This is a genomic window from Pseudomonas sp. AF03-9, from assembly GCF_020515815.1.
Classification (GTDB): Bacteria; Pseudomonadota; Gammaproteobacteria; order Pseudomonadales; family Pseudomonadaceae; genus Aquipseudomonas.
Genome location: NZ_JAHPJF010000020.1, coordinates 52,771 through 66,903, shown reverse-complemented (window position 1 = coordinate 66,903; position 14,133 = coordinate 52,771). Strand labels below are relative to the sequence as shown.

The 14,133-nt window shown below is 62.8% G+C and carries 13 protein-coding genes; 4 read left to right on the top strand and 9 right to left on the bottom strand.

Features of this window, described 5'->3' with window-relative positions; genetic code table 11:
- Nucleotides 1–111: 111 nt before the first annotated feature.
- Nucleotides 112–987: a helix-turn-helix domain-containing protein gene (locus tag LIY36_RS22955; RefSeq protein ID WP_226457272.1), complete on the top strand. Its 876-nt coding sequence runs from the start codon at nt 112–114 to the stop codon at nt 985–987.
- Here LIY36_RS22955 and LIY36_RS22950 read toward each other — a convergent pair.
- The 8 genes from LIY36_RS22950 to LIY36_RS22915 all read right to left on the bottom strand — a co-directional run bounded on the left by LIY36_RS22950 (nt 984) and on the right by LIY36_RS22915 (nt 11,438).
- On the bottom strand, nt 984–3,482 hold the full coding sequence (locus tag LIY36_RS22950) for a LuxR C-terminal-related transcriptional regulator (protein WP_226457271.1): 2,499 nt from the start codon (nt 3,480–3,482) through the stop codon (nt 984–986). The genes LIY36_RS22955 and LIY36_RS22950 overlap by 4 nt on opposite strands.
- A 257-nt stretch (nt 3,483–3,739) precedes the next feature.
- On the bottom strand, nt 3,740–5,098 hold the full coding sequence (locus LIY36_RS22945; protein ID WP_226457270.1) for a DUF1329 domain-containing protein: 1,359 nt from the start codon (nt 5,096–5,098) through the stop codon (nt 3,740–3,742).
- 26 nt (nt 5,099–5,124) lie between these two features.
- A complete protein-coding gene (locus tag LIY36_RS22940) occupies nt 5,125–6,915 on the bottom strand; it encodes a DUF1302 domain-containing protein (RefSeq protein WP_192300589.1) in 1,791 nt (596 codons plus the stop codon).
- Nucleotides 6,916–7,398: 483 nt separating this feature from the next.
- Entirely contained in the window at nt 7,399–8,310 is a 912-nt protein-coding gene (locus LIY36_RS22935) for an SDR family oxidoreductase (protein WP_192300590.1), read from the bottom strand.
- A 245-nt stretch (nt 8,311–8,555) separates the two neighbouring features.
- Nucleotides 8,556–9,458, bottom strand: a complete 903-nt coding sequence (locus LIY36_RS22930) for an alpha/beta fold hydrolase (RefSeq protein ID WP_226457269.1) — start codon at nt 9,456–9,458, stop codon at nt 8,556–8,558.
- Complete coding sequence (locus tag LIY36_RS22925) at nt 9,458–10,240, bottom strand: class II aldolase/adducin family protein (RefSeq protein ID WP_192300592.1); 783 nt, start codon at nt 10,238–10,240, stop codon at nt 9,458–9,460. Before LIY36_RS22925 ends, LIY36_RS22930 begins: the two co-directional genes overlap by 1 nt.
- A 150-nt stretch (nt 10,241–10,390) precedes the next feature.
- Nucleotides 10,391–11,077: an LrgB family protein gene (locus LIY36_RS22920; RefSeq protein WP_226457268.1), complete on the bottom strand. Its 687-nt coding sequence runs from the start codon at nt 11,075–11,077 to the stop codon at nt 10,391–10,393.
- On the bottom strand, nt 11,067–11,438 hold the full coding sequence (locus tag LIY36_RS22915) for a CidA/LrgA family protein (RefSeq protein ID WP_192300594.1): 372 nt from the start codon (nt 11,436–11,438) through the stop codon (nt 11,067–11,069). The genes LIY36_RS22920 and LIY36_RS22915 overlap by 11 nt, the downstream gene beginning before the upstream one ends.
- 98 nt (nt 11,439–11,536) lie before the next feature.
- On the opposite strand from LIY36_RS22915, the gene LIY36_RS22910 reads away from it, so the two are divergent.
- Complete coding sequence (locus LIY36_RS22910) at nt 11,537–12,433, top strand: LysR family transcriptional regulator (protein ID WP_226457267.1); 897 nt, start codon at nt 11,537–11,539, stop codon at nt 12,431–12,433.
- Here the strand turns inward: LIY36_RS22910 and LIY36_RS22905 are convergent.
- A complete protein-coding gene (locus LIY36_RS22905) occupies nt 12,414–12,869 on the bottom strand; it encodes a flavodoxin (RefSeq protein WP_226457266.1) in 456 nt (151 codons plus the stop codon). The two genes, LIY36_RS22910 and LIY36_RS22905, sit on opposite strands and share 20 nt — an antisense overlap.
- 129 nt (nt 12,870–12,998) lie before the next feature.
- Here LIY36_RS22905 and LIY36_RS22900 point away from each other — a divergent pair, with 129 nt between their 5' ends.
- Complete coding sequence (locus LIY36_RS22900; protein ID WP_226457265.1) at nt 12,999–13,466, top strand: PAS domain-containing protein; 468 nt, start codon at nt 12,999–13,001, stop codon at nt 13,464–13,466.
- Nucleotides 13,467–13,526: 60 nt separating this feature from the next.
- Complete coding sequence (locus LIY36_RS22895) at nt 13,527–14,132, top strand: hypothetical protein (RefSeq protein WP_226457264.1); 606 nt, start codon at nt 13,527–13,529, stop codon at nt 14,130–14,132.
- Nucleotide 14,133: the final 1 nt, after the last annotated feature.

Genomic DNA, 14,133 nt, shown 5'->3' with positions numbered 1-14,133 from the left:
TCGCCCCCGCCCCGAGCAAACCGCTTGCAGATTCTTGCGCTTTTGTCGGGCGGTGGGATCACAGCGTCATCAGCGCAGAGTAGGATGCAAGGCGTCCACAGAGTGCTCGCCATGCCTGATCTGCAATCCCTGCAAGTCTTCCAAGCCCTTAACCGCTCGCCCAACGCACGCCTCGAAGCCTGCGCCGAGCTCGGTGACGGCTTGTCTGCGGCCTTGTGGAGCAACCATCACGATTCCCAGGATTATCAGGCGCCGAGCCATCACACCTTGTCCTGCTACGTCGGCGGCGGCACCGGCACGTTTCGCCGCGACCAGCCGGGCACCAAGGGCGGGCCCGACAAGCTGTGCATCCTGCCGGCCGAGCATCAGTCGGCCTGGGTGATCAACGGCGAGATCCGCCTGGCCCACGTGTATTTCAGCCCGGAGCAATTTGCCCTGGGCTGCGTCACCCTGCTCGACCGCGAACCGCGCGCGTTGCAACTGCGCGAAAGCACCTTCCTGGAAGATGCCAGCCAGGCCCGGCGCTTCCACCAGTTGATCGCCCTCAACTGGCACGAACCGGCCGAACGCCTGCTGACCAGCAGCCTGGCCCACGAAATGCTCAGCCACACCCTGCTCAGCCAGGTCGGCGCACGCGATGGGTTGCGCTTGAAAGGCGGGCTGGCGGCGTACCAGCGCAGGCTATTGGTGGACTACATCGATCAGCACCTGGAAGACCCCATCAGCCTCGGGCAACTCGCCGGGCTGTGCGCGCTGTCGGAATACCACTTCGCGCGGATGTTCCGCCAAAGCTTCGGCCTGCCGCCGCACCAATACCTGCTGGCGCGGCGCTTGACCCGCGCCCAGGCACTGCTGCGCAGCAGCGCCCTGCCCCTGGGTGAGATCGCCCTGATGTGCGGTTTTTCCAGCGCCAGCCACTTCACCCATCGCTTCCGCCAGGCCATGGGCGCCACGCCCGGCGAATACCGCCAGGCGTTCAGCGCCTAGACCATCAGGCCCAACGTCTTCGCCTTGGCCACCGCTTGCGTGCGCCGCTCCACGCCAAGCTTGCTGTGGATGCGCCGTGCATGGGTCTTGACCGTGTGCAGGGAGATAAACAAACGGTCGGCGATTTCCAGGTTGGAGCTACCCAGGGCGATCAATTGCAGCACTTCCAGTTCGCGCTGGCTCAGGGGATTGTCCGCCGCACCGGCGGGCGACACCTGCGCTTCAAGCCCCACCTCACTCAACAACCCGGGCGAGCGCAAACGCAGCTCACGAATGGCCTGCTGCACCTGGCAACGTGCGGCCAGCTCCAACCCGGCCTGCAACGACCGTCGCGCCAGGGTCGAGTCGCCGAGTTGCCAGGCCACCTCGCCGAGCACCAGGTGCAGTTCGGTTTCCAGGCACAACATGCCGCGCTGCTGGATAGTCGCCAGCAAGGCGCGCAAGCGCTCCAACGGTTGCTCGGCACAACCCAGTTTCACTTCGGCCAGCACCAGCAGGTATTCCAGGCGCGGTATCAACTCCAACGTCGCCGGCGGTGCCTGCTTGGCCTGTGGCCCGCGGAAGTGACGCAGCACCCGCCGCACCGCTTCCAGCGTCAACTCGGCCCGGCCCTGTTGCAACCAGAAGTGCCCACTGACCAACAGCAACACCGCGCGATACACCGAATCCGGCACCTGACGCTGCTGCATCAGCCGCTCGGCCTCGCGCAGTTGCACAAAGGCCTGGGCGTAATCGCCACGGTTGGCCGCCAGCAACGCCAGGCCGAGAAAACCATAGAGCACGCGCTTGTCCTGGCTGTGCAGGCACATCTTCAAGCCGGCATCGAAACACTCGGCGGCCAGCGCATCCTGGCCTTGACGCAAGGCCAGGTGCCCACGGCGCAAGGCGATGCGCCCGACCAGCGGCCCGGCCTTGAGACGCTGCTTGAGCAACATCGCCTGGACATTTTCCAACAGGCTCTGCGCCCGGTACGGCGCGCCGCGCTGTTCCAGCAATTGAGCGTGGTCCAACTCCAGCAACGCCTCCAACACCAATGACCCGTGGGCACGGGCCAGGCACAACGCTTCGCGGCTCAAGGCTTGCGCCACTTCCAGTTCGCCGCGCAGCAAGGCTTGCTGGGTCAACCCCGACAAGCACATCAGGCGCGAGGTCCAAGCGCTGTCGGGCAAAGCTTGCAGCGCTTCAAGAAAATGTTCGCGGGAACGCTCGGCATCGCCACGCAAATGCAGCAACCAGCCCCATTGCGCCTGCCAGCGCGCCAGCAGATAGCACTGTTGCGCCGCGCTGGGTTGCGGCGCGAAACGCGCCAGTTGATCGATGCACAACGCCGCCTGTTCGAAGCGCCCGGCGAACAACAAGGCCGCCGTGACCAACCCCACCAGTTGCGCCGAACCGAGCATCAGCTCATCGCCATGCTGCTCGTGCAGGCGCAACAGCAGCACGGCGTTTTGCTGGCGGAACAGGTCCTCGAAACTGAAGTGCTGCAACAGGCTGACCGCGATCTCATATTCCTCCGCCAGCAACGCCTGCTCGAACGCCGCCTGCCAATCCCCCTCGGCGGTGAACCATTGGCAGGCACGCCGATGCCAGGAGCGCTTGGCCGGCCAGGGCTCGTCGCGCAGCAGTTGTGCGAGCGGCGGGAACACCTGCAGCCAGTCGGCGGCGTCTTCCCACGGCTGGATAAAGGCGCCGAGGGCCTGCAAGTCGCGCAGGTACTGATCACCGTCGCCGGCGCCGAACAGGTGCTCGCACAAGCCGGGGTTGAAACGCGGCAGATGGGCAAGCACGCGCCAGGCCTCGGCCAGTTCCGCCGGCAAGCTGCTGAACAGTTCGTGTTGCAGGTAGTCGAGCAGGGTTTTGTCCGGGTGCCCGTCGCCGAGCAGGGCGATCCGCACGCCCGCGCACCAGCCGCCGCTGAACTGCAGGATGCGGTCGACCTCGTGCCCCGGCGCCAGCGCCTGGATGTCTGCAGCGCTGAAGGCCAGTTCGCTGCCGCTGCATTCCAGCAGTTCGTCATCGAGCAACAGGCGCGGCCAGTTGCAGATGGGCCGGCGGCGAGCGCCCAGCCACCAGGTCAACGCCGGGCTGGCGGCGCTGAGCAGGCGGTCGAGCAGTGCGTCCAGTGCGGGCGCAGGCTGGCGGCAGAAATCGTCGAGAAACAGCCAAGCCGGGGCCTGCCAGCGACCAAGGTCGAGCAGCAAGGTGGCTTCATCGGTAAACGGCAGGCCCAGGTTCAGGGCCAGGCGCTGGCACAACTCCAGCGGGCTGAGGGTGATGCCATTGAGCGGCAGCCAATACACCTGGCAAGCGGCCGGTGCCTGCAACGCGCACTCGGCGAGCAAGGCGCTCTTGCCACTGCCACCGGGGGCGCAGAGCAACCTGACCCGTGCCTGCGCCGCCAGCAAAGGCTCGGCCAGGCGCGGGCGCAGCAGATGGTGGGCGGACAGCCGGGGCATGAATCCAGGACGGTCCAGGCAGCGTGTCATGGCGGTCATTGCTGCATCCTGCTTTTTTATTGTTATGCAACCTGATGCGTACCCTAGTCCTGTGGTTGGCGGTTGTTGAAGAAAGATTCAGCGGCGTGATTGGCGGCCATAAAACCCAAGGTGTACACAAACGAATGTGGTAGCAGGGCTTGTGTGGGAGCGGGCTTGCTCGCGAAGGCGGTGGATCAGTCGAAGCATCTTTGACTGACACACTGCATTCGCGAGCAAGCCCGCTCCCACAGTTGGATTGCATTTCACCTCTGAAATCAGCGTACGCCTTCGGCTCGCAGCGCAGCCGGGGTGTAGTCCGCGGCCTTGGCGTTGAAGCCGAACACGAAGCTGCTCTTCTCCTCGTTCTTCATGCCCAGGGCGATGTAGCGCCCGGCGATGATGTCGTACAGGGTTTCCACGGTGTAGGCCGGGGTCTGGTGGTTGTAGTAGAACTGCGCATGCCCTTCGGCGACCCGCCACAGTTGGCCACGACCGTCATAGTGATCCACCAGCGCCACCTGCCAGCTGTCTTCGTCGATGTACATGTGGCGCTTGGCGTAGATGTGCCGCTCGCTGGGCTTGACCGTGCCGACCACTTCCCACACCCGGTGCAGTTCGTAGCGGGTCAGGTCCTGGTTGATGTGGCCGGCCTTGATGATGTCGTCGTACTTGAGTGTCGGCTGGTCCAGCTTGTAGCTGTTATAGGGGATGTACATCTCTTTCTTGCCCACCAGTTTCCAGTCGTAGCGGTCGGGTGCACCGGAGAACATGTCGAAGTTGTCGGAGGTGCGCAGGCCGTCGGACGCGGTGCCCGGCCCATCATACGCCACTTGCGGGGCGCGGCGTACGCGGCGTTGGCCGGCGTTGTAGATCCACGCCAGGCGCGGCTCTTTCACCTGGTCGAGGGTTTCGTGCACCAGCAGCACGTTGCCCGCCAGGCGTGCCGGCGCGGTCACCGACTGCTTGAAGAAGGTCAGCACGTTGGCGGCCTTGGCCGGGTCCATGTCGGGGATCAGTTGCGGCACCGCCACCTCTTCTTCGAAGCGGATCGGCGTGTAGCTGCCATTGGTCTGCGGTGTGGCCTGGGTGATGATGCGGCGCAGGTTGCCACCGTGGTAGCGGGTGATGTGGTTCCACAGCACTTCCACGCCGTTCTTGGGGATCGGGAACGCGTAGTAGCGGTTGCCGGTGAAGTTCTCCAGGCCGTTGCCGTCGTTGATTGGCTTGACGTTGAGCGCGCTGCGCTTGATCGACTCGTAGATCTCCGGCGGCAGGTTGACCGTGCGGTGGCTCGGGTACACCGGGATCTTGTAGGTCTCGGGGTAGCGCTTGAACATCGCCACCTGGCCTTCGGAGAGTTTGTCCTTGTACTTGTCGACGGTGGCGGCGGTGATCACGAACAGCGGTTTTTCACTGGCGAACGGGTCGGCGAGAAAGCCTTTGCTGTCCACCGCGCCGGCGTTTTTCGGGATGCCGCCGGTCCAGGCCGGGATCGAGCCGTCGGCGTTGCCGGCTTTTTCGGCGCCGATCGGGGTCAGGCTGGTGCCGAGTTTGTCGGCTTCCTGCGGCGATACGGCAGCCATGACATTGGCAGCCAGCAAACTCAGAGCCAATACAGCAAGTGTCTTACGCATGGATTCTTGTCCTTCTTTAAGCCAGATCAGAAGTTCACGCCAAAGCTGAGGGCGAGGAAGTCACGGTCGGTGAGGGTGTTGTAGTCGCCACCAAAAAAGTCGGTGTAGCTCAGGCTGGCGGTGTAGGTGCTGCGGTAGTCCGCATCCACGCCGACGCTGATGGCCTTGGCGCCTTTGTTGAACAGGCCGTTGGGGCCATAGCCGGCGACGTCGTGGGACCAAGACAGGTTGGGCTTGAGGTTCACCCCGAACAGCGCGTTGTTGTAGTCAAGGATCGCCCGGGCGCGGTAGCCCCAGGAATTGGCCGTGACAAAACCGTCGGTGTCGCCCTGGAAACCGTAGGCGCCGTAGACCGAGTCACGGCCGTAACGCAGCTTGGATTTGTCTTCCAGCCCGGCGACGTGCACGAAGGCCGCCTCGCCCACCAGGGTCAGGCGTTCGGCGCCCAGCACCTGGTCGAAGAACTGGGTCATGGTGCTTTGGATCTGGGTGATTTCCTTGCGGCGGTAGCCTTTGTTGTCGTCGCCGAAGTTGCTGCGGATCGGTGAGGCCGCCTGGCCGGCCACCGGGTTGATCAGGGCCAGGGTCAGGTCGGTGGTGTTGAGTTGCACCGGGGCATTCGGGCGGTAGCTGATTTCGCCGGTCCACGCCGTGCCGGTCGGCAAGGTGGTGGAGAAACTGGCGCCGAACAGACGAATGTCCTCGGGGTAGTCGAGGTAGTACTGACCACGGCCGAGCATCAGGCTCTGGACCAGGCCCGAGCCAGTGCCGGGCGCGATACCGTTGGCGGCGCCAGCGATGGCGCCGAGCCGGGCCAGCGTGGTGTTGTTGGTGATGGTGCCGACGGTCGGGGTACGGCTGTGATAGTTCATGAAATACAGCCCGTACTCGGTGTCATCCCCCAGCCAGCGCAGGGCCGCACCGAACTGGCCGCCGTCACGCGCATCGCGGTCCCGTGCGCGCTGCACAATCACGCCCTCGCGCGTCACTTCAAAACCCTGCCCGAAGGCTGCGGCCACTGGCTGCAACGGCGCAATCGCCGGGTTGCCCACGGTGTAGTTGCCATTACAGCCATGGGCCGCAACGTCGCCACCAAAAAACGTACCGCAGTTATCCAGCACGGTGTTCTGCCAGTTCAACTGGTAGAAGCCTTCCACCGTCAGCTGGTTGGTCAAGCTCTGGGAAGCGAACAGCATGTTCACCGGGATCAGCCCTTCCTTGATCTCCGCGCCAGGGCGACGGAAGGCGGAAACGTCGATGGGGTTGATGCTGTTGATGGAGTTGCCGATGAAGGTGCTTTCGCCCCAGCTGACCACCTGCTTGCCCAGGCGCACGTTGCCCGGCTGATCGCCAATCGAATAGTTGTGATAGACGAAGGCATCGAGCAACTCGTAGCCGGACGAGCGCGCGCCTTCATCGCGGTGGTGGTTGCTGATCTGTTTGAATTCGCGGTCTTCGTCCTGCAACTCGAAGTCGTACCAGTACTTGCCGCGCACAAACATGCCGCTGTCACCGTACTTGAGTTCCAGGTCGTGCAGGCCCTTGAAGATCTTGGAAAAGGTTTCGCCCTTCTTGAAGTTCAGCCGTCCGTCATCCCCGGTAGACGCCTGCCCGGTGCCGCCATTGACGGTGCCGACCAGTTTCTTATCGGCATCGCGCATGCCCCAGCTCGCGCCGACCGACAGCGAGGAGTCGAATTGCCCTTCGATCTCGCCAATGTTGAACGAAACAGCCTGCGCCTGCGCACAGCAACCCAGTGCAACCGCAGCGGCCAGCGCCTGTGGCGTGAAGATGGCGCGCATTGTTGTTTTTGTCATGCGTCTTCCCCGGTGAGTGACAGAAGGCCCCACCCTACTGCCGCGCAACAGGAGCGATAAGCGCACCAAGGAGGGATTCGTGTTGTCGCTCGAAAGGATTAGCGGCCGCCCAGGCAGCGGGTTTGGAGGCAGGTATGGATCGAATGGATGGCGGCTTATCAGGCCAATGGATAGCACCCCGGCAACTGTTGCGGTATCGGTAACAGTCCTTGTCCTGAAGCGCTATTACTCATTCTGTTACAACCGACTATTCTTACCGGGCTTGCAGGGCAAAACGCCCGCTTCCGCTACCGGGAGAAAAGCCAGATTCAATGGGATTGATGCCTTTTATCAATCTGTTACCGGTGTTCACTGACGTGGATTTGTAGCTCCTTGATCCAACGTCTTACTTCGGCCGCTGCCTATGCAGCGGCCTTTTTTATGCGCGCAATAAAACGGGGCGCCCTTGGCGCCCCGCACGATTCACTGCTGTTGGAGCAATGATCAGAGGCTGTACTTCTGCAAGTTGGCCATCATCTCCTTCAGCGCCTCGATATTGTCCTTGGGGTGGGCGGCGCCCTCGAAGTCGCAGATCTGCTGCCAGTGCGCGGCGACGTCATCCGGGGAAAAACCGGCTTCAGGATCGAACCCCACGCCAAGGCTGCGCTCCCAGCGGGTCTTGCCGATCCAACCGCCGCCCACTTCAAACAGGCCGGCCGTTTCCTCGCACGCGGCACTGCCCAGGTACACCACCAGCGGGCTGACCAACTCCGGCTTGAGCCGCTCGAACACCTGCGGCGGAATCAGGCCTTCGGTCATGCGTGTGCCGCCGGTGGGCGCGATGGCGTTGACCAGGATGTTGTTCTTGCGCCCTTCCAGCGCCAGGGTGCGGGTCAGGCCATACAGGCCGAGCTTGGCCATGCCGTAGTTGGACTGGCCGAAGTTGCCGTAGATGCCCGAGGTGGACGCGGTGAAGATCACCCGTCCATACCCTTGCTCACGCATGTGCGGCCAGGCAGCGCGGGTGACTTTGTAGGCGCCTTCGACATGCACCCGGTAAACCAGGTCCCAGTCGCTGTCGTCCATTTTGTGGAAGGTCTTGTCGCGCAGGATGCCGGCGTTGTTGACCACCACATCGATGCGGCCAAACACCTCCAGTGCGTGCTGCACGATCTTGTCACCGTCGGTGACAGAGTCGTGGTTGGCTTCGGCAATACCGCCAGCGGCGCGGATTTCGGCGACCACGCGGTCGGCCGCCGAGGCGTTGGCACCTTCGCCCTGGGTTGAGCCGCCCAGGTCGTTGACCAGCACCTTGGCCCCGTGGCGGGCGAACAGCAGCGCATGGGCCCGGCCCAACCCGCCGCCGGCTCCGGTGACGATCACGACCTTATCCTGGAACTGCACTGACTCACTCATACCGAACTCCGCTGGCGACAATGGGAATGGCATGAGTGTCAGGCACCCGGCCTCTGGTCACAATAAAGTCGGCCAGGGCTGAATGGTGCGCGATAAGGCTGGGGGATGATGGCCGGTGCGCCGTGGACGTCAGCTTGTGTGGGAGCGGGCTTGCTCGCGAAGGCGGTGTTTCAGTCGACACCTATTTCGTCGATCCACCACTTTCGCGAGCAAGCCCGCTCCCACAGATGTTGAACTGTGTGCCGTCAGGAATAAGCCAGATAGGACATCGGGCCGGCGATCCGCTCACGAAACGCCAGGTAATGCTTGAGCACCTGCACCGGCGCCTCGATCTGCGGGTAGTGGCCGATATTGGCCAGCAGCACCGTATCCGCATGGGGTATCAACTGCTGATAACGCGCCACCATATGGGCACCGGAAATCGGATCAACCTCGCCGTCGATCACCCGCAGGGGCACCTCATCACGCTGCATCGCTTCCAGCCATCGCTCGCGCAGGCGACGGCGCTGGGGCACGTAGACGATCAGTTTATGCAGCACCCGCGTGCCATCGTTGCAGCTGATCAACTGCCAGAAATCATCCAGGGCACTTTCGCTGGGACGTGTATGCGGACCGAAAATCTGGCCGAAGCTGTCGGACAACGCGCTGCGCCCAAAGGCGCGACCGATCATCCAGCCCAGGGGGCTGAGCAGGAGTTTCTGCACCAGCGCCAGCCGGTGGGTTTCGGGGAACAAGCCGCCGTTGAGAAACACGCAACTGGCCATCTGGAAACGCGCTTCGTAATGCCGCGCGAGCAGTTCCTGGGCGACGCTGTCGCCGTAGTCATGGGCCAGCACGTGCACCGGCTGGTCCACACCCAAATGCTCCAGCAAGGCTTGCTGCAAATCCGCCTGCTCCAAGAGGCAGTACTCATGGTCGAGGGGTTTGTCCGATTCGCCAAAGCCGAGCATGTCGCAGGCGATCACCAGGTTGCGCTGGGCCAGGGGTTGCCACAGGTAGTGCCAGTCCCAGCTGGCGGTGGGGAAGCCGTGGATCAGCAGCAGCGGTTCGCCCTGCCCCGCCACCCAATAACGGATGGTATGGCCACGGAAGACGAAGCTCTGGCCGCGCTTGTGCCAGGCAGTGAGCGGGATCTCGGCGAGTGGCATCAGGTTTTATACCCAGGGTCGAGGCTGTCCAACTTACGCAGCAACGCCGGCCAGGCCAGCGCGCCCCCCATGCCTTGTGCACTCTTGGTCACGGCCGCCACCATCGCCTTGGCCCCGGCAAGAATCTGCGGGCCGATAGGGATCAACTCGGCCCCGCCGTTCTGCGCCAGCACCTGGATGTCGCAGGCCCGCTGGAAGGTGAACATCATCAGGAAGGTGTCGGCAATGCTGGCGGCGCAGGTGAGCAGGCCGTGGTTGTGCAACATCAGGAAATTGTTATCACCGAGGTCGGCCTGCAGGCGGGCCTTCTCTTCATGGTTCAGCGCCACGCCTTCGTAGGCGTGGTAGGCCAGGCTCGACAGCACGAAGATCGATTGCTGGCTGATCGGCAGCACGCCCTGCTTCTGCGCCGCCACTGCGACACCGGACGCGGTGTGGGTGTGCAGCACGCAGGTGACGTCGTGGCGGACTTCGTGGATCGCGCTGTGGATGGTGTAGCCCGCCGGGTTGATCTCGTAGGGGCTGTCCATCAGCTTGTTGCCGGCCTGGTCGACCTTGACCAGGCTCGACGCAGTGATCTCGTGGAACATCAGCCCATACGGGTTGATCAGGAAGTCATCGGTGCCCGGCACCTTGGCCGAGATGTGGGTAAAGATCAGGTCATCCCAACCGTGCAACGCCACCAGGCGATAGCAGGCTGCCAGGTCGACACGGGTCTGCCATTCGGCAGCGCTGACCTGGCCTTGGACATTTTGCGGCGATAGAACCGGGGCTAAGCTCACGGTGATGACCTCCTTGGCGCACTTTCTTATTGTTTTTTTGAGTGATGGGCCAGTCTAGTCAGACGTCCCAGTCGTCGTAGTTGCCTTGGCAGCCAGCTTGATGACCGTACGAGTCAGCTTTGAGAATAGTTGAAACCTGCGCAAATGGCGTCAGAGAAGCGCCGCCAATAAAGGCGCGGCAAACAGGTTGAGCAGCCCGGTCAATACCATCACCAAACCGGCGACCGAGCCTTCTTCACCGCCCACTTCATGTGCCCGGCTGACCCCGGCGCCATGGCCCCCCACACCAAACAATGCGCCACGCGCCAAGGGCGTGCGCAGCGGCAGCCACTTGAGCAACACGCCACCGAGCATCGCACCGAATACGCCGGTGAACATCACGAACACGGCGGTGAGTTCCGGCACGCCGCCCAAGTCGGACGACACCGGCATGGCAAACGGTGTGGTGATGGAGCGCGGCACCAGGGACATTGTCACCGCGCTGTCCAGCGCCAGCGCTTTGGCCAGGCCGAACGAAGTGCCGATGGAGGCCACGCTGCCGGCGACCATTCCCAGCAGCAACGCCGACCAGTGCCGCGCCAACAGGCGGCGCTGTTGCCAGATCGGCACGGCGAATGCCACGGTGACCGGCCCCAGCACCAGCATCAGCCAGTGGGTATCGGCGGCGTATTCGGCGTAGGCGGTGTGCATCGGCACCGCCACCGCCAGCAAGAGCACCGGCACCAGAATCAGCGGCGACAACAGATAGCGCCCGGTGCGCCGGTAGATCCAGCGGCTGAAGATGTACGCGCCCAGGGTCAGGGCGAGCCAGAACACCGGCATCAGTTCAAGCTTCATGGCGCAGCCTCCAGCGGCAGACGATCTCAACGGTGAACGCCGTCACCAACATCACCGCCAAGGTGCTCACGCCGATCACCAGCAGGATGCGCCAGCCCTCGTTGCGCAGCAGGCCGCCGTAGTCCAGCAAACTCATCAAGGCCGGAATAAAGAACAGCAGCATCTCGGCCATCAACACGCCAGCGCCCAGTTGCAGGGCGGCGGGCTTGACCAGGCCGCTGGCGAACGTTGCCAGGAGCAGGCCCAGACCGACGACACCACCAGGGATAGGCCAGGCGAACCACACGGCCAGTTGGCAGCCGAGAAAGTAGATGGCCAACAACACAACCAATTCAATAGACAGACGGGTGAAACGTTTCATGGGCTTTGGGTCCTCGCAAGCGCCCATTTTAAAGAGGCCAACCCCATACCCACAGCGAATTGTTAGACTGTCAACTATTCCAAACCGGAATTGAGAGCATGGAATTCAAACAGCTGCGCAGCTTTGTCGAAGTCATCCACCGGGGCGGTTTTACCCAAGCCGGTAAAACCTTGCACATCAGCCAATCCGCCGTGAGCAAACAGGTGGCGCAATTGGAGCACAGCCTTGGCACACCGTTGCTTGAGCGCACCGGCTCGCACGTGCGCCTGACCGCCACCGGCGCCGTGGTATTACAGCGCGCCGAGGCGATGCTGCGCCTGCAAAGCGAGTTGCTCAGTGAGCTGGACGACATGCAGCAACTGGCCCGCGGCGAGCTGCGCCTGGGCTTGCCGCTGCTGGCGGGGGATACGTTGTTCGCCGGGCTGTTTGCCGAGTATCGCAAGCGTTACCCCAACGTCACTATCCAGTTGCTGGAGGGCGGCAGCCGCACTATCGAACAGGCGATCCTCAACGGTGAGCTGGATGTCGGTGGCAGCCTGATGCCCAACGACCCGGCCTTCGCCTGGCAAGCCTTTTGCGACGAGCCTTTGGACGCCCTGCTGCCGATGGATCACCCGCTGGCGGAAAACGCCCAGGTGCGCCTGGAGGAATTGGCGGACACGCCATTCCTGATGTACCAGCGCAGTTTTGTGCTGAACGACCTGCTGATGCAGGCGTGCAAGCAAGTGGGTTTTACCCCGAAGGAAATCGGCCGCAGTGGCCAGGCGGATTTTCTCGTGGCCTTGGTCGCGGCCGGTCAAGGCGTGGTGCTGCTGCCCAGCGTGGTCGCCCGTGGGCTGGTGCGACCGGGCGTGGTGCGCCTGACGCTCAAGGCGCCGGACTTCCTGCGCTGGGACATTGCATTCATCTGGCGTGAGGGCGCCTATCTGTCGAGAGCCGCCCAGGCCTGGCTGGCATTGTTGCGCGAGTATCCGGTCAGCCGCGCAGTGCAGTGACCAGCTCGGCCAACCAGGGCTCGGCGTCGGCCTCGGGGGTGACGCTTTCGCTGGCGTCCAGGCGCAACATCGGCAGCACTTCGCGCACGCCCAGTTCACCGAACAGTTCACGCATTTGCTCGCCGCCGCCGCAGAAGGTGTCGCCGTAGCTGGCGTCGCCCAGGCCGATCACCGCACCGGGCAGACCGCGCAAGGTGGCGGGCAGTTGGTCACGCAGGGCCGAATACAGGGGTTGCAGGTTGTCGGGCAGCTCACCCATGCCGGTGGTGGACGTCACCGCCAGAAACGCTTCGGGCGCGAAAGCCTGTACGTCCGCCAGGGTGGCGCGCGGGTTGTACCAGGCTTCAAAACCGGCGGCGTTGAGGATACCGGCGGCGTGGCGGGCGACTTCTTCAGCCGTGCCGTAGACCGAGCCGGAAAGGATGGCGACTTTCATCAATCTGATCCTGTAGTTGAGTGAAAGGCTGGGATATTAGCAGTTGTCACAAATATTTCAGCGGGCCCGGTGAAACATTCAACCGTTGCCATAAACTCAAAGCTCCCAAAACAAGCCATGGACCGCTCAATGATCAACGCAAAGCTGATGCAAATGGTTGTCAACGCTTCCAACGACGGGATTGTCGTCGCCGAGCGCGAAGGCAAGGACAAGCCGATAATCTACGTCAACCCGGCATTCGAGAAGCTGACCGGCTACCACCTGGATGACATCCTGTACCAGGATTGTCGCTTCCTGCAGTCAGGTGACCGCGACCAGCCGGCGCTGATGGCGATTCGCGAGGCGCTGGACAGTGGCGGTTCGTGCCGGGAAATCCTGCGCAACTATCGTCAGGACGGCAGTCACTTCTGGAACGAATTGTCGTTGTCGACGGTGTACAACGAGGCCGACAAGCAGACTTATTTTGTCGGTGTGCAAAAAGATGTGACCTTGCAGGTCAAGGCCCAGCAGCGCGTCGCCCAGTTGGAAGCCGAACTGGCCCAGGTCAAGGCAGAGCTGGCCGCGCTAAAGATGACGAGCGGATCTAACAAAATTTAGATAATGCGGTCTGTAGAGCGGATAATGGCATTTTAGTACCCCCTCATTGAGCAATGATCGATGCGACGCGACGCACTTCTGACCCAGGATGAACTGGATTTCATTCAGAACATGCAGCACACCCCCCAGCTAAACCTGCGGGATGCTTCATCGAGCCTGACCGTCAACGGCGGCGCGCAGATCCGCGATTTGCTCACACGCCTGGCAGCCCACGATCACGTCACCATCCAGGCACAGTTCGACAACCAGCAACTCACCTTCCCCCTGCATCTGGTGGAGGATGAGTTTCATGCGGTGCATCTGCGTCTGGGGGTGCCGAGCATTTTCGAAGACGGGCCGATGATCCGTCCATGGCGCCTGGCCCTCGAGACACCGGTGGCACTGGAGAACATCAAAGGCACGCCGGGCGCGCTGTGGGTGCACGAAGTGTCATTCAAGGGTGTGCTGGTCGAGATCCGCGGCCGGGTCAAGGCGCCCAAGACCTTTGCGCTGTGGTTCAGCCCTTCCGGTTACGAACGCATTGCGCTACGCGGCACGTTGGAACGGGTAACCGCACGCGGTTTGTTCGCCTACCGCCTGAGCCAGAGCGATGCGGATGAGATCGAGCGCCTGCGCCAATTCATCCTGCATCAACACCGCCTGGTCCACCCGCACGTACACGCCTGAT

Coding starts and splice junctions, on each gene's coding strand:
- LIY36_RS22920 (WP_226457268.1), bottom strand. CDS start 11,077: ATGAAGCTTGAACTGATGCCGGTGTTCTGGCTCGCCCTGACCCTGGGC.
- LIY36_RS22915 (WP_192300594.1), bottom strand. CDS start 11,438: ATGAAACGTTTCACCCGTCTGTCTATTGAATTGGTTGTGTTGTTGGCC.
- LIY36_RS22900 (WP_226457265.1), top strand. CDS start 12,999: ATGATCAACGCAAAGCTGATGCAAATGGTTGTCAACGCTTCCAACGAC.
- LIY36_RS22895 (WP_226457264.1), top strand. CDS start 13,527: ATGCGACGCGACGCACTTCTGACCCAGGATGAACTGGATTTCATTCAG.
- LIY36_RS22930 (WP_226457269.1), bottom strand. CDS start 9,458: ATGCCACTCGCCGAGATCCCGCTCACTGCCTGGCACAAGCGCGGCCAG.
- LIY36_RS22905 (WP_226457266.1), bottom strand. CDS start 12,869: ATGAAAGTCGCCATCCTTTCCGGCTCGGTCTACGGCACGGCTGAAGAA.
- LIY36_RS22940 (WP_192300589.1), bottom strand. CDS start 6,915: ATGACAAAAACAACAATGCGCGCCATCTTCACGCCACAGGCGCTGGCC.
- LIY36_RS22935 (WP_192300590.1), bottom strand. CDS start 8,310: ATGAGTGAGTCAGTGCAGTTCCAGGATAAGGTCGTGATCGTCACCGGA.
- LIY36_RS22950 (WP_226457271.1), bottom strand. CDS start 3,482: ATGACCGCCATGACACGCTGCCTGGACCGTCCTGGATTCATGCCCCGG.
- LIY36_RS22910 (WP_226457267.1), top strand. CDS start 11,537: ATGGAATTCAAACAGCTGCGCAGCTTTGTCGAAGTCATCCACCGGGGC.
- LIY36_RS22945 (WP_226457270.1), bottom strand. CDS start 5,098: ATGCGTAAGACACTTGCTGTATTGGCTCTGAGTTTGCTGGCTGCCAAT.
- LIY36_RS22955 (WP_226457272.1), top strand. CDS start 112: ATGCCTGATCTGCAATCCCTGCAAGTCTTCCAAGCCCTTAACCGCTCG.